The 24,277-nt window shown below is 65.4% G+C and carries 15 protein-coding genes and 1 tRNA gene; 3 read left to right on the forward strand and 13 right to left on the reverse strand.

The window, feature by feature from the left end; genetic code table 11:
* The first annotated feature begins 141 nt into the window (after positions 1 to 141).
* Entirely contained in the window at positions 142 to 3,210 is a 3,069-nt protein-coding gene (locus ACSLUQ_RS15470; RefSeq protein WP_461809043.1) for an autotransporter family protein, read from the forward strand.
* Between the two features lie 101 nt (positions 3,211 to 3,311).
* Here ACSLUQ_RS15470 and ACSLUQ_RS15475 read toward each other — a convergent pair whose 3' ends face one another.
* From ACSLUQ_RS15475 to ACSLUQ_RS15515, 9 genes are all read right to left on the reverse strand, one after another.
* Positions 3,312 to 5,378: a TRAP transporter permease gene (locus tag ACSLUQ_RS15475; RefSeq protein ID WP_417771716.1), complete on the reverse strand. Its 2,067-nt coding sequence runs from the start codon at positions 5,376 to 5,378 to the stop codon at positions 3,312 to 3,314.
* Positions 5,379 to 5,493: 115 nt separating this feature from the next.
* The gene (locus ACSLUQ_RS15480; protein ID WP_461809044.1) at positions 5,494 to 6,504 is read right to left on the reverse strand and encodes a TAXI family TRAP transporter solute-binding subunit; all 1,011 of its coding nucleotides are present in this window, start codon (positions 6,502 to 6,504) and stop codon (positions 5,494 to 5,496) included.
* A 153-nt stretch (positions 6,505 to 6,657) separates the two neighbouring features.
* Entirely contained in the window at positions 6,658 to 7,788 is a 1,131-nt protein-coding gene (locus ACSLUQ_RS15485) for a M20/M25/M40 family metallo-hydrolase (RefSeq protein WP_417771612.1), read from the reverse strand.
* Between the two features lie 97 nt (positions 7,789 to 7,885).
* On the reverse strand, positions 7,886 to 9,049 hold the full coding sequence (locus ACSLUQ_RS15490) for a M20 aminoacylase family protein (RefSeq protein WP_417771611.1): 1,164 nt from the start codon (positions 9,047 to 9,049) through the stop codon (positions 7,886 to 7,888).
* A 24-nt stretch (positions 9,050 to 9,073) separates the two neighbouring features.
* Entirely contained in the window at positions 9,074 to 10,744 is a 1,671-nt protein-coding gene (locus ACSLUQ_RS15495; protein ID WP_461809045.1) for an ABC transporter ATP-binding protein, read from the reverse strand.
* A 1-nt stretch (position 10,745) separates the two neighbouring features.
* Positions 10,746 to 11,630, reverse strand: coding sequence for an ABC transporter permease (locus ACSLUQ_RS15500; RefSeq protein ID WP_417771609.1), 885 nt, complete (start codon positions 11,628 to 11,630; stop codon positions 10,746 to 10,748).
* Positions 11,630 to 12,571 carry an ABC transporter permease gene (locus ACSLUQ_RS15505; RefSeq protein ID WP_417771608.1) on the reverse strand — a complete coding sequence of 314 codons (942 nt, stop codon included), beginning with the start codon at positions 12,569 to 12,571 and terminating at the stop codon, positions 11,630 to 11,632. Before ACSLUQ_RS15505 ends, ACSLUQ_RS15500 begins: the two co-directional genes overlap by 1 nt.
* Positions 12,572 to 12,713: 142 nt before the next feature.
* Positions 12,714 to 14,270: an ABC transporter substrate-binding protein gene (locus ACSLUQ_RS15510; protein ID WP_461809260.1), complete on the reverse strand. Its 1,557-nt coding sequence runs from the start codon at positions 14,268 to 14,270 to the stop codon at positions 12,714 to 12,716.
* 177 nt (positions 14,271 to 14,447) lie between these two features.
* Complete coding sequence (locus ACSLUQ_RS15515) at positions 14,448 to 15,986, reverse strand: M81 family metallopeptidase (RefSeq protein ID WP_417771606.1); 1,539 nt, start codon at positions 15,984 to 15,986, stop codon at positions 14,448 to 14,450.
* Between the two features lie 224 nt (positions 15,987 to 16,210).
* On the opposite strand from ACSLUQ_RS15515, the gene ACSLUQ_RS15520 reads away from it, so the two are divergent.
* On the forward strand, positions 16,211 to 17,032 hold the full coding sequence (locus ACSLUQ_RS15520) for an IclR family transcriptional regulator (protein ID WP_417771605.1): 822 nt from the start codon (positions 16,211 to 16,213) through the stop codon (positions 17,030 to 17,032).
* A 44-nt stretch (positions 17,033 to 17,076) separates the two neighbouring features.
* Here ACSLUQ_RS15520 and ACSLUQ_RS15525 read toward each other — a convergent pair whose 3' ends face one another.
* The 3 genes from ACSLUQ_RS15525 to ACSLUQ_RS15535 form a co-directional block, all read right to left on the reverse strand.
* Positions 17,077 to 18,462 (reverse strand): amidase, encoded by a 1,386-nt coding sequence (locus ACSLUQ_RS15525; RefSeq protein WP_417771604.1) that lies wholly within the window; start codon positions 18,460 to 18,462, stop codon positions 17,077 to 17,079.
* A gap of 195 nt (positions 18,463 to 18,657) precedes the next feature.
* Positions 18,658 to 19,575, reverse strand: a complete 918-nt coding sequence (locus ACSLUQ_RS15530) for a LysR family transcriptional regulator (RefSeq protein ID WP_461809046.1) — start codon at positions 19,573 to 19,575, stop codon at positions 18,658 to 18,660.
* A 90-nt stretch (positions 19,576 to 19,665) separates the two neighbouring features.
* Positions 19,666 to 19,742, reverse strand: a tRNA-Arg gene (locus ACSLUQ_RS15535).
* Positions 19,743 to 20,235: 493 nt separating this feature from the next.
* Between ACSLUQ_RS15535 and ACSLUQ_RS15540 the strand changes: the two genes are divergently transcribed.
* A complete protein-coding gene (locus tag ACSLUQ_RS15540) occupies positions 20,236 to 23,295 on the forward strand; it encodes a sensor domain-containing protein (RefSeq protein ID WP_461809047.1) in 3,060 nt (1,019 codons plus the stop codon).
* Between the two features lie 33 nt (positions 23,296 to 23,328).
* On the opposite strand, the gene ACSLUQ_RS15545 is transcribed toward ACSLUQ_RS15540, so the two are convergent.
* Positions 23,329 to 24,276: a GDP-L-fucose synthase family protein gene (locus ACSLUQ_RS15545; protein ID WP_461809048.1), complete on the reverse strand. Its 948-nt coding sequence runs from the start codon at positions 24,274 to 24,276 to the stop codon at positions 23,329 to 23,331.
* Between the last annotated feature and the right edge of the window lies 1 nt (position 24,277).

A 24,277-nucleotide genomic window follows, 5' to 3' on the forward strand; every position in this document is an offset into this window, starting at 1 on the left:
TGCAGCCATCCCCTGTCCTTTAAGCGAAGGGGGTGCATGCAAAACGCCTGTTGCGATCCCCGGTTCGGGTTGCCGGCGGGTCGCCCTCCTCCGATTACGGAAGCGAGACGGCCGGGCGTTCGCTCATTGGGGGGAAACAAGATGTCGCTGGAATTCCGCACCGCCTGTACCCGCACGTACCGGCCGACGGCGCGAGACATGATACGCGCCCGCCTGCTCACCGGCACGGCGCTCGCGGGGATCGCGCTGGCAATGTCGGCCGGGCTGCCGGTGCAGGAGGCGCGCGCCCAGGCCGCGACGCCCGACCTCGAGGTCGACACGGCGATTGTCGGCCAGTACTTTCTCGAGCAGGAACACGCGGGCGGTGGCGTCTTTCATCTGAGCAACACAGGGTCCATCACCGACAATGGCCCCTCGCAGGCCGCACTTTCCTCCGATGCGTATCCAGCGGCGGCCGTGGGCTGGACGATGAACATCGACGGGCAGATCAGCGCGACCGGATCGAACGGCGTGGGCATCGGCTCCTACGCCGACGAAACGATCACCATCGGCAGCTCGGGCGTTGTTCAGGCGAACAACGCCAACGGCGGTACCGGCATCTCCTCCATCAACGGCGTCAGCATCGACAACTCCGGACGGATTTCCGGCGGGTTCGCCGCGATCATGGCCGGTTCCGGCAGTCTGTCGCTGATCAATCGGGAGGGCGCCTCCATCCAGGGCATCACCCAGATGACCTCTGTCTCCGGCGGCACTGTCGACAACGCCGGCCTGATGAACAGCACATCCTCTCTCGGCCACATCGTGCTTCAGGGCGACGCCACCGTCTACAATCGCGCCACCGGCGTGATCACCTCTGACAGCAACGCGCTTTTCATCAAGGAAGGCAGCGGCAGCGTCGAGAACTGGGGCGAGATCACGACGCGCTCGCTGCATGGCGCGAACAGCGCCGTCTATCTTTACAACAGCGGCTCGGCCATCAACCACGAAGGCGGTACGATTTCCGGCGCCATAGGCATTCGCTTCGGAAACAGCGCCGGCCAGACAACACAAAAGGCGACGTTCACCAACAGCGGCTCGATCACGGGCACCGCCTACTACCCGGTCCTGTTCCAGAAGCTCGACGAGGCGAGCCTTACCAACACCGCGACGGGGAACCTCGAAGGCCTGCTTCACGGCGTCTTTCTCACCGACGTGACAGCCGGCGAGATCATCAACGCCGGCACGATCAAGGGCGCCACCGCGATCACACTGTCGGGCACGACCAAGGCCACCATCCACAATTCGGGCAAGATCGAGAGCACGGATGAATATGCCATCAACAAGAGCGCAACCTCATCCTACGACCTGACCCTCGACACCGGCTCTAATATCGTCGGCAAGGTGAAGGCGGACAGCGGCGACACGCTCACTCTGAAGGGCAGCGGAAGTGAGGACGAGGATCTCCAGGGCTTCGGAACGCTGACCATGGCCGGCGCGGCCTGGACGTTGTCGGGCGCGGTTCAGGCGGACACGCTCGATCTCACGTCTGGCGCGCTGACCCTGACCGGCTCGAACATCGACTTTGGCAGCATCACCGTCGCCAACACGGCCAAGCTCATTGTCAACGGCAGTTTCGCGTCTCCGGTGACGACAACGCTGTCCGGAGGCGCCCGGCTCGGTGGCACCGGCACGGTGGGCGAGACCACGGTGAATTCGGGCGGCATTCTCAGCCCGGGTAACTCCATCGGCACACTCAACGTCGCCGGCGACGCAACCTTCAATGCCGGCTCCATCTACGAGGTGGAAGTCGATCCCGCCGGAGCGGCGAGCGACAAGACCATCGCCTCGGGAGCCATCATCATCAATGGCGGCACCGTGCGGCACATCGGCCTGTCGGGAACCTACAGCCCGACAGCGACCTACCGGATCCTCGAGGGAGGAACCGGCCTGTCCGGCTCCTTCGACAACGTTGCATCGGACTATGCGTTCCTGACGCCGGAGCTCATCTACGACCGCGCGAACTATACGGTGGACCTCAAGCTCGCGCGCAACGACATCAGCTTCGCGGACAAGGTCGCGACGGCAAACCAGATGGTCGCGGCCGCCGCCGTGGAAACACTCGGCCTTGGCAATGCCGTCTTCGACGCAGCCGCCGTGCTGCCCGACAACGCCGCCGTTCTCGGGGCCGCCTTCGACAGCCTCTCCGGTGAGATTCACGCCAGCCTTCAGTCGACGATGATCGAGACGGGCAGCCAGCTTCGCGACGCGGTCAACGACCGGCTGCGCACGGCCACTGCCGGCGGTGTCCGCCCCTCGGCTCCGCTGCTCGGCTACGCGCCGACGGCGGGCAGCAGCTCGCCGACAGGCAAGGTGCTCGCCGCTTCCGCGGACGCGACCGGCTGGGCCGTGTGGGCGCGCGGCTTCGGCGGCTGGACGACGAAGGACGGCAACGGCAATGCCACGGCGCTGACCTACAGCAACGCCGGCGTCCTGATCGGCGCCGACCTCGACGCCTTCGACAGCGTCCGCCTCGGCGTTTTCGGCGGCTACGGCCGCACCGACATCAACGTCAGGGCACGCGGCTCCTCGGGAACCGTCGACAGCTATCATGTCGGCGCCTATGGCGGCACGTCATGGGCTGCGGGGAGCGGCCTGCTCGCCCTGCGCAGTGGCCTCTCCTACACGTGGAACGACGTCGACACCTCCCGCAATGTCGCCGTCGGAGCGCTCGGCGGAACGCCCACGGCCGGTTACAGGGCGAGGGCCATGCAGGCCTTCGGCGAGGCCGGTTACAGCTTGGACATGGGAGCGGCAAAGGTCGAGCCCTTCGCCGGCCTGGCCTATATCGGCCTGCGCACCGACGGCTTCAACGAGGCCGGTGGCGCGGCCGCGCTGGCGGGTCAGAAGTCCGACATGGACACGCTGTTCTCGACCCTGGGCGCGCGCGGCGCGACCAGCGTCACGCTCGGCACGCTGCCGCTGGAGCTGACCGGCGCCATCGGCTGGCGTCATGCCTTCGGCGACGTGACGCCGGTCGCCACCAACAGCTTCGCAGGCGGATCGCCCTTCTCCGTCGCCGGAACGCCCATCGCCCGTGACGCGGCTCTGCTTGAAGCCGGCATCGGCGTCGCCCTCGCCGAGCGGACCCGCTTCGCGCTCGGCTACAAGGGGCAGATCGCCGAGGATGCCCGCGAGCATGCCGTCACCATGCGCATCAGCGCCAGCTTCTGACATCAGGCGCCACGACAAGCAAAAGCCCCGCTTCCGGGATCCGGAAGCGGGGCTTTTTCGTGATTGGCGAGCCTTTCAGGGCCGCAAGACGCGGCCTGGTCTCACGCCGTCCGCTGCTTCGCCAGGATCTGGCGAAGGAAGACGGGAACGACCAGAGCAACGCCGATCAGCGTTGCCACCAGGTGCGGTGCCACAAGCAGGACCGCCGCCAGCACCAGCAGCACCCGTTCATAGGCGTGAAGCGGAGCGAACAGCCAGTTGGCGAAGGCCGCCGACAGCATCCAGATACCCGCCATGGCACCAAGCGTCGCCAGGAAGAACTCGTTCCAGGTGAAGCCGTCGACGACGATCAGCAGCGACGGCGAGAAGGCGAAGACGAAAGGCACCAACGCCTTGCCCATGCCGAGCCGGAAGGCCGTGTTGCCCGTCTTGAACGCGTTCGCCCCGGCGATGCCGGCCGCCGCATAGGCGGCAAGTGCCACCGGTGGCGTGATATCGGCAAGCACGCCGAAATAGAACACGAAGAAGTGGGCGACGAGCGGCTGCACGCCGAGCATGCCGAGGATCGGAGCCGCGACCGCGATCATGATCAGATAGTTGGCCGTCGTCGGAATGCCGCAGCCCATCAGGATGCAGACGACGGCCGTCATGATCAGCGTGAACAGCAGCGTCAGCGTCGAGACCCCCATCAGCTCGAAGGGCAACACCGCGAACCAGCCATGGACGTTCTGCGCCCAGTCGGCAGCGACCGTGGTGACCATATAGGCAATCTTGAAGCCGACGCCGGTCAGCGTGACCACGCCGATGATAATGCCGACCAGCGCCGCCGCCGCCGTCACCGACAGCGAGTATTTGGCGCCAACGACAAACCCGTCCCAGGCCTCGCGCACGCTCTCGCGCACCGCGGTTTGCAAGTCATGCCGAAGCAGGTTCTGGATCGCCAGAACGAGAAGGCAGGCGGTGATGCCCCAGAAGGCGGCGAGATAGGGCGTGCGGCCCGAAAGCAGGATCGCGACGAGCACGAAGAGCGGCAGCGTCGTCAGCCAGCCGGCCTTGAACACGGCCCAGGCAACCGGCAACTCCTCCTTGGTCATGCCGCGCAGGCCGCGCGCCTTGGCCTCCAGGTGCACCTGCACCAGAACGCCGAAGAAGTGCATGAACGCGGGCACCAGCGCCGCCGTCAGGATCGTCGTCAGCGGAACCCCGAGATACTCGATCATCAGGAAGGCGACGGCGCCCATCACCGGTGGCGTGATCTGGCCGCCGGTGGAGCTCGCCGCCTCGACGGCGGCCGCGAAATGGCGCGGATACCCGATGCGGATCATCGCCGGAATGGTCAGCGAACCGGTCGTCACGGTGTTGGCGATGGAGGAGCCGGAGATCGAGCCGAGCATCGCCGAGGACAGCACCGACACCTTGGCCGGCCCGCCCGCATAACGCCCGGCGACCGCCGAGGCGAGGTCGATGAAGAGCTGTCCAAGGCCGATGCGGGTGGCCAGGACGCCGAACAGCACGAAGTGGAAGACATAGGTCGAGATGACCCCGAGCGGCGTTCCGAAGATGCCCTGGCTGGTCAGGTAGAAGTGGTTGACCATGCTGGACCAGCTCGCGCCGGGATGAGCCAGGATCCCGGGCATCGACCGGCCGAAATAGGCATAAGCCATGAACAGCAGCGCAATCACCGGCAGCGGCCAGCCCATGGCACGCCGCGTCGCCTCGATGAGGACGACGATGAGGGTCGTGCCCATGATCACGTCGATCGGCAGCGGATCACCGACCCGGAAGGCAAGCTCGTTGAAGATCCAGGGCACATAAAGCGCAGAGACCGTGCCGGCGATGGCAAGCACCCAGTCGATGAGCGGCAGGCCAAGCGGTCGAATGGCACCGGCCTTGGGCTCACGCTGAGTTCCCCAGGCGGCGAAGAGCAGGAAGATCAGCGCCATCGTGAAGGCAAGGTGCACGCCGCGATGGGTGGTTGCCTGCGGAATTCCGAAGCCGGAAGTGTAGTAGTGATAGCAGGACAGTACGAAGAGCACTGTCGCGGCGAAGCCCGACAGCAGCGGTGGCAGCGGTCTGAACCGCACCTCCGGGTCGAAACGCTCCTCCAGCGCCTGCATTTCCTGTTCCGTCAGCGCCTCGGCGCGGTCGGTGTCCGGTGTCGCCCCCATCGTGCGTCCCTCGTGATGATCGCGAAACTCGCGTGAAGATGCCGAAAACAGCACGACCCGGTTCGTCCGGAACCGGGTCGTGCATTGTCATCGTTCAGATCGAGCCCTCGAACCGTCAGTCGGTCTTCAGGCCGGCCTCGCGGTAGAACTTCTCCGCGCCCGGATGCAGCGGGATGCCGACGCCGTCGAGCGCCGTCTCCAGCGTGATCTGGCGGCCCTTCTGGTGACCGGAATCGAGCAGCTTGCGGGTGTTCTTGTTCCACAGCGCCTTGGTGATCTCGTAGATCAGCTCTTCCGGCTGATCGGCGCTGGTGATCCACTGCGCACCGACCGAAAGGGTCGTCACGTCGCCGTCGACACCCTCATAGGTGCCCGCGGGAACCGTGTTGGGCGCGAAGAACGTGTACTTGCCGGTGATCGCCGTCGCCTCATCGCCGGAGATCGGCACGAGGGTGATCTTGTGCTGGCTGGCCAGCTCGGCGATGGCGCCCGCCGGGAAGCCGCCGACGAAGAAGAAGGCGTCCATGGCGCCGTCGCGCATGCGCTCCGCGGCCTGGTCCGGCTTCAGGAAATGCGCCTCGACCTTGTCCTCCGACAGGCCATAGGCCTCGAGGATGAGACGGGCGTCGACCAGCGTGCCAGAGCCCGGCTCGTCGAGAGAGACGCGCTTGCCGGCAAGATCGGCAACGCTCTTGATGCCGCTGTCGGCGGAAGCGACCAGATGGATCGTCTCCGGATAGAGGTTGGCGATGGCGCGCAGCTTCTCGACCGGGGCGCGGTCGGTCCAGATGCCGGTGCCGGAATAGGCCCAGGTGGCAACGTCGGACTGGGAGAAGCCGGATTCAAGCGTCCCGCCGGCAATGGCGTTGACGTTGGCGACCGAACCGTTGGCGGAAAGCGCCGTGGCGATCAGACCCGGAACGCCGCAGGAACCGCCCTGGTCGCACGGACGCGAGCCCGGAGGGCTGGAGATCGCGTTCGCGATCAGTCCGCCGATCGGATAGTAGGTCCCGGCGGTGCCGCCGGTGCCAATGCGGAAAAACTGCGGCTGCTGGGCAACCGCAAGGCCGCTGACGAGGAGACCGCCGATTACGGCTCCGATAAATGCTAGGCGACGTGACTTCACTTCAGCCTCCCTAAAGGAAAATATTAACGGAACCTTTCCGTTAGCATTCCTGTGCGCGCGCATCAACGGAAACCGCGCCGCTCTTCCCCAGTCACGCGAAACCCGCGGAGACGACACGCCAGGGTGCATCGCCTCCGCGGGTTCCGGCGAAAGTCAGGCGAGACGCAGCAACAGTCCGGAAATCAGCTGCGCCCGCTCGACGAGGCTCTCGGTGTAGATGTGCTCGTTGAGCGTGTGGAGATCGCGCCCGCGCACGCCGATGGAATCGATGGTCGGAATGCCCATCGCACCGGTGAAGTTGCCGTCGGAGCCGCCGCCGGCCGAGCAATGCGAAAGATCGAAGCCGACCTCCGAGGCGACCTGGCGGGTGATCTCGTAGAGCGCCATCGTGCCCTCGTCCGGCTCCCAGACGGGACGGGTAACGCCGCGCGTTACCTCGACGATAACGTCGTCATACTCGCCGGAAAGCGACAACATCCGCTCCACGCCCCGGTCCAGGTCCTCCTGGCGCTTGGCCATGGACAGCACCTCCGCGTCGCAGAACGAGGAAACGCAGTTGACCCACTGGCCGGCGTGAACGACGCCGACGCTGAAGGTGCAGTCCTCCGTGGTCATCGCCTCGATCTCGAGGATCTTGCGCGCCATGGCCGCAATTGCCGAGCGTCCGTCGGCGAGTGCCCAGCCGGCATGGCTCGGGCGACCCGTGGTCCGCAGGTTGAAGCGGGCGATGGCGTAGCGCCCGGTTACAGCCGAGCCGTCACGATGGGCGGGCTCGGGGACGAGCACGTATTTGTTCTTCGCCGCCTCGCGCTCGATCAGATCGCGCGTCGAGGGGGTGCCCACCTCCTCGTCGGGGGTGAACAGCACTGTGACGGGAAGCGGCGTCTCGAGGCCGGCAAGCGCGATCTGGCGAAGCGCTTCGACGGTGACGTAATTGCCGCCCTTCATGTCCAGGATACCCGGGCCATAGCACCGATTCTCCTCGATGCGGAACGGCAGCTTCTCCAGCGTTCCGAGCGGATGCACCGTGTCGAGATGGCCGGAAACGAGGATGCCGGGCTTGCCCGCGTCCTTGTGCGGGAAGGTGGCACGCACCGAGCCGCCGAAGCCCATGCGACCGGGAATGCGCTCGATGCTCGCGCCGGCGACGGCGAGATCGTAAGCGGCAAGATCCATCATCCTGTCGACGGCGGCCGCGTCGAAGGTCGGGCTCTCGCATTCCACCCAGGGCTTGAGGCCGGCGAGGATGGCGTCGGTGTTGAACGGCAGGTCCTTGAAGGTCATGGCGTGCTTCCGGTGTGACAGGGATCGGTGCCCGCCTCCGATGGAGGCGGGCTCGGACCGCGCGCGCTGCGCGCCGGCCGGCTGGATGCGGAAGGGGTCAGGCCGCCTCGAGGCGGCGCTCGACGATGCGCGCAAGAATGCTTGCACCCACCGGCAGCATGTCGTCGTCGAGGATGAACCCCGGATTATGCACCGGCACGCCACCCTTGTGACCAAGCGTGCAATAGGCGCCCGGCACGACCTGCAGCATGTCGGCGAAGTCCTCGCTCGCCGAATTGACCTGCTTCGTGTAGGTCGCCTTCTCTGCCCCGACAATGTCGCGAGCGGCCTCGAGATAGGCATCCGACAGAGCCGCATCATTGTTGAGCACGGAGAAGATCGGCCGCAGGTCCGGCACGATCTCGACGCCGTAGCTCTGCGCCATGCCGGCACACATGGCGCTCACCCGGTCATGGATGAGATCGCGCACCTCGTCCTCGAAATAACGGATCGTGCCGGAGATCACGGCCTGGTCGGGCACCACGTTGTAGGCCGAACCGGAATGGATCTGGGTAACCGACAGCACGGCCGCGCTGGTCGGCGGCACGTTGCGGCTGATGATCGACTGAAGCTGCTGCACCAGCGCGGTGGCGATGACGATCGGATCCTTCGAGTGGTGCGGCGCCGCGCCATGGCTGCCAACGCCGTTGACCGTGATGTCGAAGAAGCTCGCCCCCGCCATCGCCGGCCCCGGCTTGACGCCGAATTCGTTCTCGGCCGCAAGCGGGTTGTTGTGCATGCCGTAGATCTCGTCGCATGGGAAGCGATCGAAGAGACCGTCGGCGATCATCGCGCGCGCGCCGCCAAGACCTTCCTCGGCAGGCTGGAAGATAAAGACCACCCGGCCGGTGAAATCTCGGTTCTCGGAGAGATAGCGCGCCGCGCCCAGCAGCATCGTGGTGTGCGCGTCGTGGCCGCAGCCATGGAACTTGCCGGGCGACTGCGAACGGAAGGGCAGGTTCGTGTGCTCGTCCATGGGCAGCGCGTCCATGTCGGCGCGCAGTCCCACCGATCGGCCCGCCCCGCCGGTTCCCTCAAGAATACCGACCACGCCGGTCTTGCCGATGCCGGTGTGCACCTCGATGCCCCAGGAGGCGAGCAGCTCAGCCACCTTGCCCGAGGTGCGAACCTCCTCGAAGCCGATCTCCGGATGCGCGTGAAAATCCTGGCGGATGGCGGTGAGTTCCGGTGCGAACTCGGCGATACGGGAAATGACTGCCATTTTTCTTTCCGTCCCTTTGCGACCTCAGGCCTCAGCCACGGCCAGTTCCTTGAAATTCGCGAAATCCCAGCCACGCCCCGGAGCAGCCTCGATCAAGGCCTTCGTGTAGGGGTGTTTCGGGTGGGCGAGCACACTCCTGGCGGCGCCGTGCTCGACGATCCGCCCACGCTGCATCACCACCACGTCGTCGCAGATCTGGGCGGCGACGCGCAGGTCGTGGGTGATGAACAGGATGGCGATGCCGAGCTTCTTCTGCAGGTCGTCGAGCAGATCGAGAACCTGCGCCTGCACCGAAACGTCGAGCGCCGAAACCGCCTCGTCGGCGACAAGCACATCCGGCTCCATGGCGATCGCCCGGGCAATGGCGATGCGCTGCCGCTGGCCACCCGAGAACTGGTGCGGATAGCGGCCGAGCGCATCGGCGGGAAGTCCGACGATTTCCATGAGCTCTCCCGCCCGGGCAAGCGCCTCGGCCCGCGGCTGGCCATAGTTGAGAGGCCCCTCGATCAGGCTGTCGCCGATGGTCCAGCGCGGATTGAGCGAGCGGAACGGATCCTGGAACACGATCTGGATGTGCTTGCGCACGCCGCGCAGCTCGCGACGCCCGATGCTGGCGATCTCCTGGCCGGCCACCTTGATGCTGCCGTCGGTCGGATCGATCAGCCGCATGATGCAGCGGGCGACCGTCGACTTGCCGGAGCCGCTCTCGCCGACGATGCCGAGCGTGCGTCCCCGCGAGATCGTGAAGGAGACGTCGCGCGCCGCCCGTGTCGGCTCCCGGTTCACGAACCAGCCCGACTTGCCGTAGTTCTTCTGCAGGTCGTCGACGACGAGAACCGTCTCGCTGCCGCCCTGCCGCTCGTCGCGCGCATGCCGGGGAACGAGGCTCGGCACGGCGGCGAGAAGATCACGGGAATAGGCATGCTGCGGATTGCGCAGCAGCGTTTCCACCGGTGCCTGCTCGACGATCTCGCCGTGGCGCATGACATGCACGGTGTCGGCGATCTCGGCGACGACGCCCATGTCATGGGTGATGAACAGCACCGCGGTGCCGTGCTTTTCCTGCAGCTCGGCGACGAGGCCGAGGATCTGCTGCTGGGTGGTCACGTCGAGCGCCGTAGTCGGCTCGTCGGCGATCAGCAGCTTCGGCTCCAGGATCAGCGCCATGGCGATCATGATGCGCTGGCGCTGACCGCCGGACAGCTCGTGCGGGTAGGAACCGAAGATGCGCTCGACATCCGGCAGATGCACCTGCTCCATGATGTCGAGAATGCGCTGGCGCCGCTCGCGGGTGCCAAGCTTGACGTGGGTGTCGAGCATCTCGCCGATCTGGTCACCGACCCGCATCACCGGGTTCAGCGCCGTCATCGGCTCCTGGAAGATCATCGACAGATGGACGCCGCGCATGTCGCGCATTTCCTGCGCGCTGAGGCCGAGCAGGTCGCGCCCCTCGAGCAGGATACGCCCGCCGGCGGTCTCCAGCGCTCCCTTGGGCAACAGCCCCATGGTGGCGAGCGACGTGACGGACTTGCCCGACCCGCTCTCGCCGACCAGGCAGACGGTTTCGCCGGCGCGGATCTCCAGGCTGATGCCCTTCAGGACCTGATGTTCGGGACGGCCGTCGATCTGGACGACGAGATCCTCGATGGACAGGACGACCGGTGCGCCCTCAAAGCTCCTGGACTTGAACTTCATGTCACGCCTCCCGCTTCTTGAGCCGCGGATCAAGCAGATCGCGGGCGGTATCGCCGAGCAGGTTGATCGACAGAATGCAGAAGGACAGCATCAGGCCGGGCCAGAAGATCAGCATCGGCTTGATCTGGAAGTAGAGACGGCCCTCGGCCATGATGTTGCCCCAGGTCGGGATCTCGGTGCTGACGCCGGCGCCGAGGAAGGACAGGATCGCCTCCGTCAGGATCGCCGAGGCGCAGATGTAGGTTCCCTGCACGGTGAGCGGCGCCAGCGTGTTGGGCATCAGGTGCTGCCACAGGATCTTGGGTGTCGAGGAGCCGAGAGCGATGGCCGCCTCCACATAGGGCTCCTCGCGTGCCGACAGCACGACCGAGCGCACCAGGCGCACGACGCGCGGAACCTCGGGAATGGTGATGGCGCAGATCACCGACCACAGGCTCGGCCCGTTGAGAGCGACCAGCGCGATGGCCAAAAGGATCGAGGGGATCGCCATCAGGCTGTCCATCACCCGCATGATGATCGCGTCCGCCATCCGGAAGAAGCCTGAGACGAGACCGATAGCAAGGCCCAGGAACACACTGACCAGCGCGGCGCTGATGCCGATCAGCAACGAGATCTGACCGCCCATGAGAACGCGGGAGAAGATGTCACGACCATAGGCATCGGTGCCGAGCATATAGGTCTCGCTCGGCCCCTTGAGCCGGTTGAGCGCGTCGATCGACAGCGGATCATGCGGAATGTAGAGCGGCGCGAAGGCGCAGGCGATAACGATGAGGACGAGCACGAGTGCCGCGATCGTCGGGCCGACGCCGAGGCGCCAGGAGCCGGGCAGCGACAGCAGGCCGAGCGCCCGCTGCATGCCGGAAACGGGTTGCGGTGTCGCGGCCATCAGTAGCGGATCCTCGGATCGATGAGACTATAGGAGACGTCGATCAGGAGATTGATCATCACGTAGAGGCCGCTGGTCAGCAGGATCATCGCCTGGATGACCGGATAGTCGCGGGCCAGGATCGCGTCGACGGTGAGCCGGCCGATGCCGGGGATGTTGAAGACGCTTTCGGTGACCACCACGCCGCTGACGAGCAGCGCGAAGCCGGTGCCGATGATCGTCATGATCGGGACGGCGGCGTTCCTGAGGGCATGGCGGAACAGCACCCCTCGCTCGGCGACGCCCTTGGCACGCGCGGTGCGGATGTAGTCCTCGCCGAGAACCTCCAGCATGCTGGCCCGAGTCATGCGCGCGATAAGCGCGATGTAGATCGTCGCGAGCGTCAGGCTCGGCAGGATCGCCTTGGAGAGAAACTTTCCGAAGTCCTTTGACGGAGCGGTGTAGCCCTGCACGGGAAGCCAGTGCAGCTCGATCGAGAACGCCTGGATGAACAGATAGCCGATGACGAAGACCGGCACGGAAAAGCCGAGCACGGAGAAAGTCATCACGGCGTAGTCGACGGCAGTGCGGTGACGCCAGGCGGCGAGCACGCCCATCGGCACGGCGAGCAGCACGGACAGCGTGATGGTCAGCAGCGCGATGTTGAGCGTCGGCCAGATGCGCTGGCCGATCATGCCCATCACCGGCGTGTTGGAGATCAGCGAGATACCGAGATCGCCGCGGGAGAGCTGCCCCATCCAGGTGCCGAACTGCACGAGCAGCGGATCGTTGAGGCCGAGCGAGGTGCGGATCCGCTCAAGCTGCGCGGGCGTTGCCGCATCGCCGGCGAGGATCGCCGCCGGATCGCCGGGCGTCAGCCGCAGGAGCAGAAACACGAAAATCGCAACAATGACCATCACCGGAATGACGGCGAGGCATCGCTTGAGGATGTAACCGATCATCGGAGGAATGATCCCTTCCCAGTCTGGTTCGCGAAAGACCGCTCGAACGACCGGCGGCCGGCCCGGGAGGGAGCCGTCGCTGTCCGGTCGGATCGGCCGGCGAATTGGCCCGGCGCGAGGCCGGGCCAATCGTTTTTTGGGATCACTCGGTCTTGTCGATGCCCCAGAACACGGGCACCGGCGACGGGATCATGTCCACCAGCTTGTTGCTGCGGGCCTGCGCCGTCAGGTACTGGCCGAGCGGGATGTAGATCACGTTGTCGAGCGTGTGAGCCTGGATCTTCTTGGCGACTTCAAGCTGCTCGAACGGCGTGGCGGCGGCGATGAACTCCTCGCGAAGCGCCTCCAGCTCGTCGTCCTTCGGCCAGCCGAACCACGCCTCGTCACCACGGCCGTTCAGCATGGCGCTGACCAGCGGCGAGCTGATTTCCGGCACGCCCCAGTTGGTGAAGAACAGGTTCCAGCCGCCCTCCGAGGGCTTGGCCATCGACGCGCGGCGGGTGACCAGCGTCTGCCAGTCCATCGGCTGCATGTCGACGTTGAAGCCGGCCTCGCGCAGAGCCTGGGCGGCAACAACCGGCTGAGCGGTCAGCGTCACCACATCGGTCGGCTGCATGAGAACGACGGGCGTGCCGTCATAGCCGGATTCCGCCAGGAGCTTCTTGGCGCCCTCGACGTCGCCGCCGTTGACCAGCGTCTCCGATCCGGTCGGATCGGCCAGCGGTGTGCCGCAGCCGAAGATCGCGCCGCAGATCTTGAAGTAGTCCGGGTTGCCGACCAGCGTGCCGAGGACATCGGCCTGGCTCATCGCCATCATCGCCGCCTGGCGCACCTTCTTGTTGTCGAAGGGCGGATACTTGAAGTTCATGCGACCCATGGTCTGGAAGCCGAGCGGATCGCGGACCTCCGTGGTGACCTCGTCCGAGGACTGAAGGATCGGCAGAAGATCGATCGGCAGCTGCTCGATGTAGTCGATCTCACCCGACATGATCGCGTTGACCGCGGTCTGGGCGTCGGGCATGCTCACCCACTTGACCTTGTCGACCTTGACGACCTTGCCGCCGGCCATCCAGCTCGCCGGCTCGTCGCGCGGCACGTAGCCATCGAACTTTTCGTAGGTGACGCTGACACCGGGCTGATATTCGCTGTCCACGAACTTGAACGGCCCGGAGCCGATGTATTCCGTGATCGCGCTGTCGACGGAGGTGTCGGCAATCCGCTTCGGCATGATGAAGGGCGGCAGCGCCGACTGCTTCGACAGAGTGTCGAGGAACGGCGGGAACGGCTCCTTGAGCGTCCAGACCAGCGTCTTGTCGTCGGTCGCGGTCAGGCTCTCGGTGCGGTCGAAAATCAGCTGGCCACCGGAGTCCTTCTTGCCCCAGCGCTTCATCGAGGATTCCGCGTCGGCCGCCGTCACCGGAGCGCCGTCATGGAATTTCAGGCCATCGCGCAGCGTGAAGGTGTAGACGAGCTTGTCGTCGGACACCGTCCATGAGGCCATCTGCGGCTGCGGCGCGAACTTGTCGTCCTGCGCGATCAGCACGTCATAGATCATATAGGCGTGATCACGCACGATATGAGCGGTGGTGAGCACCGGATCGAGCACGCGCAGGCCCGAGTGCATCACCGCGGTGATCACCTTCTCCTCGGCCGAAGCCGGCGACCAAAGCCCGGTCGAGGCCAGCATGGCCGCGGCCATGACCCCGCCGACGGCCCGGCGCATGCCCGGCGTCTTTCTTTTCGCGGTCCCCTTGCGGACCCCGGTCTTCAAATCCAACATGCCTGTTCCCCTTTTTTGGTTCAGTTGCTGCCATGTTCGTGCCCCTGCCCCGGCCTTGTTTCTGCCGGTGATCGAAGCAGCTCCTCCCGGCGCCTCCTAGGAGACCATGGGACCCTCCTGCGCCACGCCGCCGGCCGGCGGCGTGAAGCTGGGTCCCTGCGGCGACAGCCGCAGTCCCGCCTCGAGATTCCGGAACGGAAGATCATATGCGTTGAGAGCCATCGGCCCCGGCGCGGTGCACACCAGCACCGTTTCGGCGATCGGCTCGAAATGCGCACGGAAATGCACCGAGCTCTTGTTGACCAGGATCGCCTGCTCCAGCGGCTCGATGCCGACGTAGCGATACATTTCCTGATCGGCGAGCTGCACCTTGCGGCTCGCCAGAACGACCTTGACGCCACCGATGGAGACACAGGCGCTCGGTCCGAGATCCATCTCCGTGTCGCCGTAGAACGGCCCGCTGGTGCGGAAGCGCCCATCGGAGAGCTTCTCGACCCGGAAGGTCGCCTCGAACGGCTCGTCGCCGGCAACCCCGCTCTTGCCGCCGAGCGACAGGCGGACGTCCGCGCCCTCGCCCGCCGCATGAGCGGCGGCGGCCGCCTGCGGATCGACCATCAGGCCAAGCGCGGCCCGCTCCGCCCCTTCGCTGACCAGCGCGCGCAGCATGCCTGCGGTGTTTGAATCGCCGCCGGCTCCAGGATTGTCCTGCGTGTCGGCGATCACCACCGGCTTTGATGCGCCAGCGGCGATGCGCATGGCCTCGCGCACCCCTTCCTCGGGCGCATAGGCCCTTCCGGCAAAGGCGCCCTCGCTTGCAAGAAACAGGTCGCGAAGCTCGTCGGCGGCGCGATCCGCCGCCTCCTGGGTGCGACCGTAGGCCAGCACCACGGGCGAGCATTCGTCGAAATCGGCAGCCGGAAAGCCCATCAGCGCGGAAGCCGAGACGACGTCGCCGCGCTCCATCTCCGCGACCCGCGCATAGAGACTGCGGGCCGGCTCGATGGTCGTGCACTGCCAGGGGATGGGGATGAGATAGGGCACCCGCCGCATCGCCTTGGCAAGCCGGCCGTGGTTCATCACGTGGTCGAGCATTTCCGCCGTCAGCCGGCCAGTCTCCGCCATGTCCACATGCGGATAGGTCCGATAGGCGACCAGCACGTCAGCGTTGTCGACCATCCGGCGGGTGGTGTTGCCATGCAGATCGAGGCTCGCGGCAAGCGGCACATCGGGCCCGATGGCGCGGCGGATGCGCTCCAGGATCTCGCCCTCTCCATCGTCGACATGCTCGCAGACCATGGCGCCGTGAAGATCGAGATAGACGCCGTCGAGCGGACCTGCGTCGGCCAGTCGCGCGAGAATCTCGTCGGCGATCGCCTCATAGGCGTCCCTGCGCACATGTGCCGAGGGGATGGCCACGGTCCACAACAGCGGAACCACCTCCCACCCCCTGTCGCGGGCAACTTCGAGCGCACCGGCAACGCCGATGTTCACACCCGGCGCGCGCTCCAGAATTTCCTCACCACGGCTGATGGGAATGTGTCCGCCGCCGTGATTGAAATCCTCGATCGTCGCCTTTGTCGGAGCGAACGTATTGGTCTCATGAAGAAAACCGGCAAACGCCACACGCTTTGTCACGCGCTCTCCCTCCCATCGAGAGGGTATCGGCGTGCGCCGGAGCCGGGTGCCCCGATCAAGGCGAATCCTTGGAATGTCAGGAAATCCATGGCCAAGTTCACTCCAGCGCGGTATATCGTTATGCGATACAGTTGTATTGATTTCAGGTTAGGACGCCCTTGCTACTTTCGTCAATGCCTTTGCGCGGCGACGAGAGGCTTTCGAGCCAAGACGAACGGAACCAGATGACGATAAGCTCCGAACCGACCACCGCCGACGAACAGGCCGATAGGGACAATCCGCTTTTCGTCCAGTCCGTGGACCGTGCCCTGCGTGTGCTGTCCGCCTTTCGCGGCGCCGAGCACCCGCTGTCGCTCGGCGAACTGGCCGACCGCGCCGGCATCGGCCGCAGCGCCGTCCAGCGGCTTGTCTTCACCCTGCGAGAGCTTGGTTATATCGACCGGGATCCGGCGGATTCCGGCTACGTTCCCGGCATCCGCATCCTCGACCATTCGCACGACTACCAGCGCCTCAACCCGGTCATCGTGCGGGCTACGCCCGTGCTCCTCGAACTGCGCCGGGCCGTGCGTGAACGCGTCGATCTCAGCCTGCGCGACGACCTGCGCCTGGTCTACGCCCAGCGCCTGCAAAGCAAGCGCGAGATCCTGACCTCGACGCTCGTCGGTCATGCGGTGCCGATCCACGCCACCTCCGGCGGCTGGGCGATCCTGGCAAGCCTCGAGGAGGCCGAGGTCGACGACATCCTGGCGCGCAGCGACCTGCGTGCCATCACTCTCAGGACACTCACAAACCCCGACGCGATCCGCACCAAGGTGGCCGAAGCGCGCCGTGAGGGTTTCGCTCTCGCACAGGAACAGGTGCTGCTTGGCGAGATCGTCATCGGCGTCGCCATTCGCGGCCTCGACGGAACCCCCGTCGGCGCGATCCACGTCGCCGGCTCCCTGTCCGAATGGCAACCGGAAGATTACGCCCGTCACGTCGCCCCGCTCGCCATGGCCGCCGCCGCCACCATCAGTCGGAGTTGGCCGGAACGGCCGGCTCGCTGAACAAGAAGCAGACTGGCGCACCACGGCGAGACGGGTCATGACGGTCAGAGCTCCGGCCACTCGGTGATCGGTCCCACCCAGCTTTCATAGGCGCGGGCAAGCCCCAGCACTGTCAGATCCTCGAAACGGTTGGCCACGATCTGCAGGCCGATCGGCATGCCTGACGACGAGAAGCCGCAGTGCACCGAACAAGCCGGCTGGTCGCCCATGTTCCAGGGCATCGTGAAGCCGATGTGGTCGAGCGAACGCTTGGGATCGTTGGTCGGTCCGGCCCACTCGGCCGGGAAGCCGACGATCGGGTTGACCGGAGAGAGGATCGCCTCGACCTGCATCAGGGCGCGGGCTCCGGCATCGCGAATGGCAAGCATCTGGTCGAAGCCCGCCGCGACGCTGGCACCGTCATAATCCTTGGCCGACGCCGCCCATTCGAGAATGAAGGGCAGGATCTTCGCGCGCCGTTCCGGCGACATGTCGCGCATCCTCGACCAGAACCGGGCCTGCCAGAACGCATCGACGCCGTTGAGCATCTGGGGCGTCATGAAGGGCGAGAGTTCGACGATCTCGGCGCCTTCCGCCTCGAACCGGCGTGCCGCCGCCTCGATGGCCGCACGCACCTCCGGATCGACGGCGATGCCGCAGCCGGCGTCGAGCATAAGACCGATCTTGCGCCCCTTCACGCTCTCCGGCGCGACGTTCCAGTCGAGATTCTCATGGCGCACCGAGGTGGCGTCGCGCGCGTCCGGCCGGGTGAGCGTCTCCATGACGACAAGGCTGTCGTCGACCGTGCGCGACATCGGCCCGTGGCAGCGGCCGGGGTAGTAGGGATAGACCGGCACGCGCCCCTGCGTCGGCTTGAAGCCGAAGAGCCCGCACCAGGCGGCCGGAATACGGATCGAGCCGCCAATATCCGTGCCCATGTGCACCGGGCCGTAGCCTGCCGCACCTGCCGCACCGGCACCGGCGCTGGAGCCGCCCGGATTCTGACCGAGGTCCCAGGGGTTGCGGCTGAGATGGTGAAAGCTCGACAGACCCGAGCTCAGCATGCCGTAGTCCGGCGCCGTCGTCTTGGCGAAGAAGATGGCTCCGTCCTCGCGCAGCCTTGCCGCCGCCGGAGCGTCTTCCTGCTCGGGAACGAGGTCCACGGCCGCCGTGCCGTTGGGAACCGGATCACCCTTCGTCGCGATCATTTCCTTGATGCTGATCGGCAGGCCGTCGAGCGGCCCGACGGGCTCGCCCTTCTTCCAGCGCGCGGTCGAGGCGTCCGCCTCCGCGAGAGCCTGCTCGGGGCGATACAGGTAGAGCGCCGCGACCTTGGGTTCGACCGCATCGACACGCTCGACCAGCGCACGCATGTACTCGCTCGGCGAGAACGACCCCGACGCATAGGAAGAAAGGATGTCTCGGGCGGAAAGGGATAGCAGGTCGCTCATGTCGCTCCACTCGGCTGGAAAGGCAACCGGATGGCTGCCTGCAGGATCATGTCGGGACCGCGGCATGGCACGGTCGGCACCTGATCGCCAGGAAGAGAAGGCCCTCCCCGACCATCACGAACGTCAGCCTGCACAACCTGGCAGTGTCAATGCAACGTCATTTTTGTGAGCATAGTGCAACGGAAACCGGAGCACTTAATCAAGAATGCCGCTTTCCCGATAGGCGCGCAGCCGGGATTCCAGATGAGAGGCCAGCCGTTCGGCGGCAAACGTCAGTGTGCGGCCTTTGCGCAGGCTAAGCTGCAGGCTCGTATCGATGACGATGTCCGACGCAAAGGGCCGCGCGACAAGCGCCCCCGCGGTGATGTCACGGGCCACGGAAAGCCGCGGCAGCACCAGGATTGCCGCCCCCAGCCGGGCGAGCTCCTTCTGCACCGTGATCGACGCCACGGAGAAGGTGACGCAAGCTGGCGGGAGGCCCGATTGCTTCAGCCGCTCCTCGATCAGCCGGCGTACACTGAAGGAAGTGTCGGGCAGGGCCAGAGGGTAGCGCGCCAGGTCCTCGAGACCGATCTCGGCCTGCCGCGCCAGGGCATGATCCGGCGACAGGATCGCGGAATGCGAAAGCGGAAACCGGCAGCGGCAGACGACCTGCGGGTCGTGGGGCGAGAAGATCGTCAGGGCCAGATCGCTGTCGCCGGCGGCCACGGCCCGCAAGGCCTCCGTCGCCGACCCCTCCTGCACGGAGACCTGCACAGCCGGATAGAGCTTGTGGAACTCTGCAAGGCCGGCTGCAAGGATCGCCCCGCCGGTCGCGCCGTTGACATGCACGGACACATCGCCACGCTTCAGCCCGCGCATGTCGTCGATGAACTGTCGAGCCTGGTCGAACTCGCGCATCGCCGTGCGCGCATGCACGGCCAGTTGCTCGCCAGCCGCCGTCAGCACGATACCGCGGGCCCCACGCTCCACCAGCGGCGCGCCGAAGTGATACTCGAGATTCTCGAGCTGCCGGCTCACGGCAGTCGGCGACACGCCCAGGTTCTGCGCCGCCCGACGGATCGACCGGCACTTCACAAGCTCGTTGAAATAGGCAATCGCCTGCAGCTGCATGACACCCCGCTCCGCAGTTCCGCTCATTCCATGGCAGAGCCGGCGTGCAAGCGCAATTCAGGGCGTGACAAGCATGCGGAGGAAGGAAAGTGGTGATCCCGACAGGATTCGAACCTGTGACCCTCAGATTAGGAATCTGATGCTCTATCCTGCTGAGCTACGGGACCCTGAAGCCAACGACCGAAAACCCGGCCTGCAACCGCATTCTACCGCGTCGCCACAGGGGGCGACACAGGCGCTTGATAGCAAATCGGTGCAAAAAATCAATTTCCTTGGTCGCACATCCCACAACGCACACGAGATACGAAAGCATCAGCCCGCACACGCAAACGCGCCCTGATTTAATTTTCAGCACAAAAAAGCTGCTTAATAAAAGCGAAATGTATCGTAGGGTAAGAATGAGAAAAAATTTCAAAGAACACAAAAATACGTACAACAGGCGAATTGAGCCAACTGTGCACCTGCGCGCTTCATCGGCTCACCGAGAGATTTTGACGCATGAGCCCAGCATCGCAAAGTATCAGGACGGGGTACGACGGCCCATCTGACCACGCCCGCCTGCTCGCCGCGATAGATTGCCTCCCCCAACCCGCCTGGATGTTCGACACGGACGGGCGCTACCTTGCGCAAAGCAGCGTCGACAGGGAAACCCACGGCCCCTTGATCGGACTCTTGCCAACTGAGGCACGCGTCGGCCCCGACGAGGGCCGTGTCTGGCTCGATCTTCATCTGCGCACCATTGCGGGCGAGCACATCCGCTACAGCCGCGAGCTCGACACGGCGCACGGGCGCATCATTTCCGAGACCTCCATATCGCCAGTCTGGCACAATGGCGCGATTGTCGGCGGCGTTGGCATTTCCGTAGACCAGACCCAACGCGCGACAGCCGAGAAAACGCTCCAAGAAACCCACAAGAGGATCAGCGATTTTCTGAAGATCTCCTCGGACTGGGTCTGGGAAACCGGACCGGATCTGCGGTTCAGCGCGGTCTATGGCGACGACACCCGCTTCGGTCTCGACTTCTCCCGCTGGCTCGGCAAGACCGGCTGGGAACTCCAGGGCGTCGACCCGGCCCACTATCCGCTCTGGGCAAGCCTTGTCGCAAAGGCGATGTCTCGACAGCCGATCAACGATTTCATCCATCCGCTCCAACTTCCCGACGGCAGCCGGCGATGGATCGAGATGAACGCAGAGCCGATGTTCGACGACGCGGGCACCTTCACCGGCTACCGCAGGGTCAGCCGCGATGTCACCGACCGCGAACGCCTCAACCGGATGCTGCGCCGCTCCGACCTGGTGATCAATGCCACCGGCAACCTGATCGTCCTGTGCGATGTGCAAGGCCGCATCGAATGGGTCAATCCCGCCTTCAGCAAGTTCACCGGCTACTCCCTGGACGACGTGGTCGGGCAACGCCCTTCCGAGTTCCTGGAAGCCCCCCGGACGAATACGAAGGCAGAAGCCACCTCCGAGATCGACGCGGCTCTCGCGGAAGGCCGCGAGATACGAAGCCAGGTTCTGAACCGCAAGCGCAACGGTGATCGCTACTGGGCGGACATCCAGGTTCGCCCCTTGTTCGCTGCCGACGGATCGATCGCCGGATCGATCGGCGTTCAGACGGTCATCACCGACCTTGTCACGGCGCAGCAGCGGCTCACCGCCACGCTCGACGGCGTCGCCGCCGGCATGCTGCGGGTCAGCGAGAACGGTCAGATCATCGAGTGCAATGCTGAAGCATGTCGCCTTCTCGGCCAGACCGAGGAGCAACTTCTGGGGCGTGAGCCGCTCGACGACACCTGGATGACCCTCTTCGCTGACGGCAGCCCACGCTCGAAGAGCGACATGCCCGCTGCCATGGCCCTAAGTTCCGGAAAGCCGATGAAAGGGGAGATCATCGGCGTGCGACTGCCCGACGGATCGACCCGCTGGCTTCGTCTCAACGCAAACCAGATCGTCTATCAGAACACCGACGTTTCCGAGGTCATCGTCAGCTTCATCGACGTGACCGGCGACGAGGAACAGAAGCGGGAATTGGAAACGGCCCGCTCGCTGCTGAACGATGTGATCGAAACCATCCCAGACGCCATCGCCGCCTTCGACACGAACGACCGGCTGATCCTGTGTAACGAGGCCTACCGCGACTTCTACGCTCTCAGCGAGCCGGAAATTCTCCATGGAGCCACCTTCGAGGAAATCCTGCGGCACGGCGTCGAAGTGGGACAGTTCGAGGGCGTGGGTGCAAGCGCCGACGAGCGGGAAGCCTGGCTGAGAAAACGCATGGAGGAGCATCGCCAGGCAGACCTGGCGCCTTCCATGCACCAGCTTGCCAACGGTCGCTGGATCCAGGTGCGCGAGCGCCTGTCCGAGAGCGGCGTTTCCGTCGGCGTGAGCGCCGACATCACGGCGCTGAAGACGGCCGAGTTTGCTATCCGCAACATGGCCGAGACCGATTCTCTGACCGGCCTCGCGGACCGCGCGGTGATGATGCGCGACCTTTCTTGCGTGCTGTCAGGCACGCGCGGACAGGACGAGGGCGGTGTTTTCGCGCTGCTCGATCTCGATCACTTCAAGTCGATCAACGACACGCTCGGTCACGACGGCGGCGACCAGCTGCTCTGCGTCATCGCCAACCGGCTGCGTCGCAACACCCGACGAACCGATGTCGTGGCGCGGCTCGGAGGCGACGAGTTCGCGGTCCTCATCCATGGCGTGTCCGACGAGGCCGTCGCCAAAGCAGTGATCGACAAGTTGCACCATGCCCTGACGGCCCGTGTCACCATCAACGGCACGACGCTCCTTCCCGCCGTGTCTCTTGGCGTGACACTGCTTCCCAAGGATGGGGCGAGCGCCCGTGAACTTATGAAGAATGCGGATATCGCGCTCTACCGAACCAAGGATTCCGGTCGCAACGGCTGGACATTCTACGACGTAGACCTGCGCCGGAGGCTCGAGACGCGGCGCGACCTGGCCGAGCAGCTCCAAAGCAATAACGCCAACGATCAGGTCGACATCATCTTCGAACCGAAGCTCGAGCTCGCGACCGGCCGGATCATCGGCCACGAGGCCCGCGCCCGACTGTTTCACCTCGGCGAGGAAATTGCGCCGGAAACGGTCCTCGCCATCGTCGAGGAAAGCGGCCTGGGGCTCCACCACGCCGAACTGCTTCTCAACCGGGCGCTGACCAATATTTCCGCGGCCCTTGCCGCGGGCGAGGATCCGGGGCATGTCGCCTTCAACCTGACGACCGAAGCGCTGCGGGATCAACGGTTCATCGAGATCGTGCGCCTGGGGCTGGAGCGATACTCGGTCCCGCCCGAGCGGCTGGCGTTCGAGATCACCGAAACATCGCTGCTCGACCGGTCGGTCAGCCGGGTGTCGGAGACGCTCGACGGACTCCACCGCCTCGGGGTGACGCTGACGCTGGACGATTTCGGCACGGGTTATGCCTCCCTCACCCACCTGAAGCACTTCCCGGTGTCGCGGCTGAAGATCCATCGCTCCTTCGTCGCCAACGTCGACAATGACAACGGCGACGCGGTCATCGTGCGCATCCTCATCGAGCTTGCGCACCATCTGGGGATGACAGTCACGGCGGACGGGGTGACCACCGACGCGCAGATCGACGCGCTCAAGGCCCTGGGCTGTGACTATATGCAAGGCACCCGCGCCGGATCACCGCGCCCACACCTCGGCCCCGCCGCTCCGCCCGAGGGAGCCTGACCGCAACTCCTTCGGAACCGGCTGTCCGGGCTTTCAACCCGTGCGGTTGGCCTTGTACCAGGCGATGGTGGAGCGAATCCCCTCTTCCAGCGAGATCCGCGGCGCCCAGCCAAGCTTGGCGAGGCGCGAAGACTCCATCAGCTTGCGCGGCGTCCCGTCAGGCTTGCCCGCATCGAAGGCCAGCTCGCCCTGATAGCCGGTCTCGCGGGCGATCAACCGTGCCAGATCACCGATCGAGATCTCCTGGCCGGAGCCGACATTGAGCGGCTCCGCGCCATCATAGGCGTCGAGAAGGAAGACCACCGCGTCGGCGAGATCGTCGACATGCATGAACTCGCGCAAGGGCGTGCCGCTGCCCCAGATCTCGACATGAGGCGTGCCCGCCTCGGCGGCCTCGAGGAACTTGCGGATCAGCGCCGGCAGGACATGGCTCGTCTTGAGGTCGAAATTGTCGTTCGGGCCGTAGAGATTGGTCGGCATGGCCGAGATATAGGCAAGTCCCTGCTGCTGGCGGTAGGCCTGGCAAAGATAGATGCCGGCGATCTTGGCGACCGCATACCACTGGTTTGTCGGCTCAAGCGGCCCGGTCATCAGCGCATCCTCGCGGATCGGCTGCTCGGCATGCTTCGGATAAATGCAGGACGAGCCCAGGAAGACAAGGCGCTCGACCCCGGCCCCGGCCGCCGCATCGATCACATTGGTCTCGATCAGCAGGTTGTCGCGCAGGAACTCCACCGGTTGCGTGGAGTTCGCCATGATTCCACCGACCTTTGCCGCGGCGAGGATCACCGCGTCGAGCCGCTCCCGGGCGAAGAAGGCGCGCACCGCGCTCTGATCGCACAGGTCGAGTTCGGCACGGCTGCGCGTAACGACCTCGACCGGCTCACCCGCCAGCCGGCGATGGATCGCCGAGCCGACCATGCCGCGATGTCCGGCCACGAAGATCCTGCGCCGCCGGCCGTCCTGGTTCGCTTCACTCATG

This window comes from Stappia sp. ICDLI1TA098, assembly GCF_054880955.1.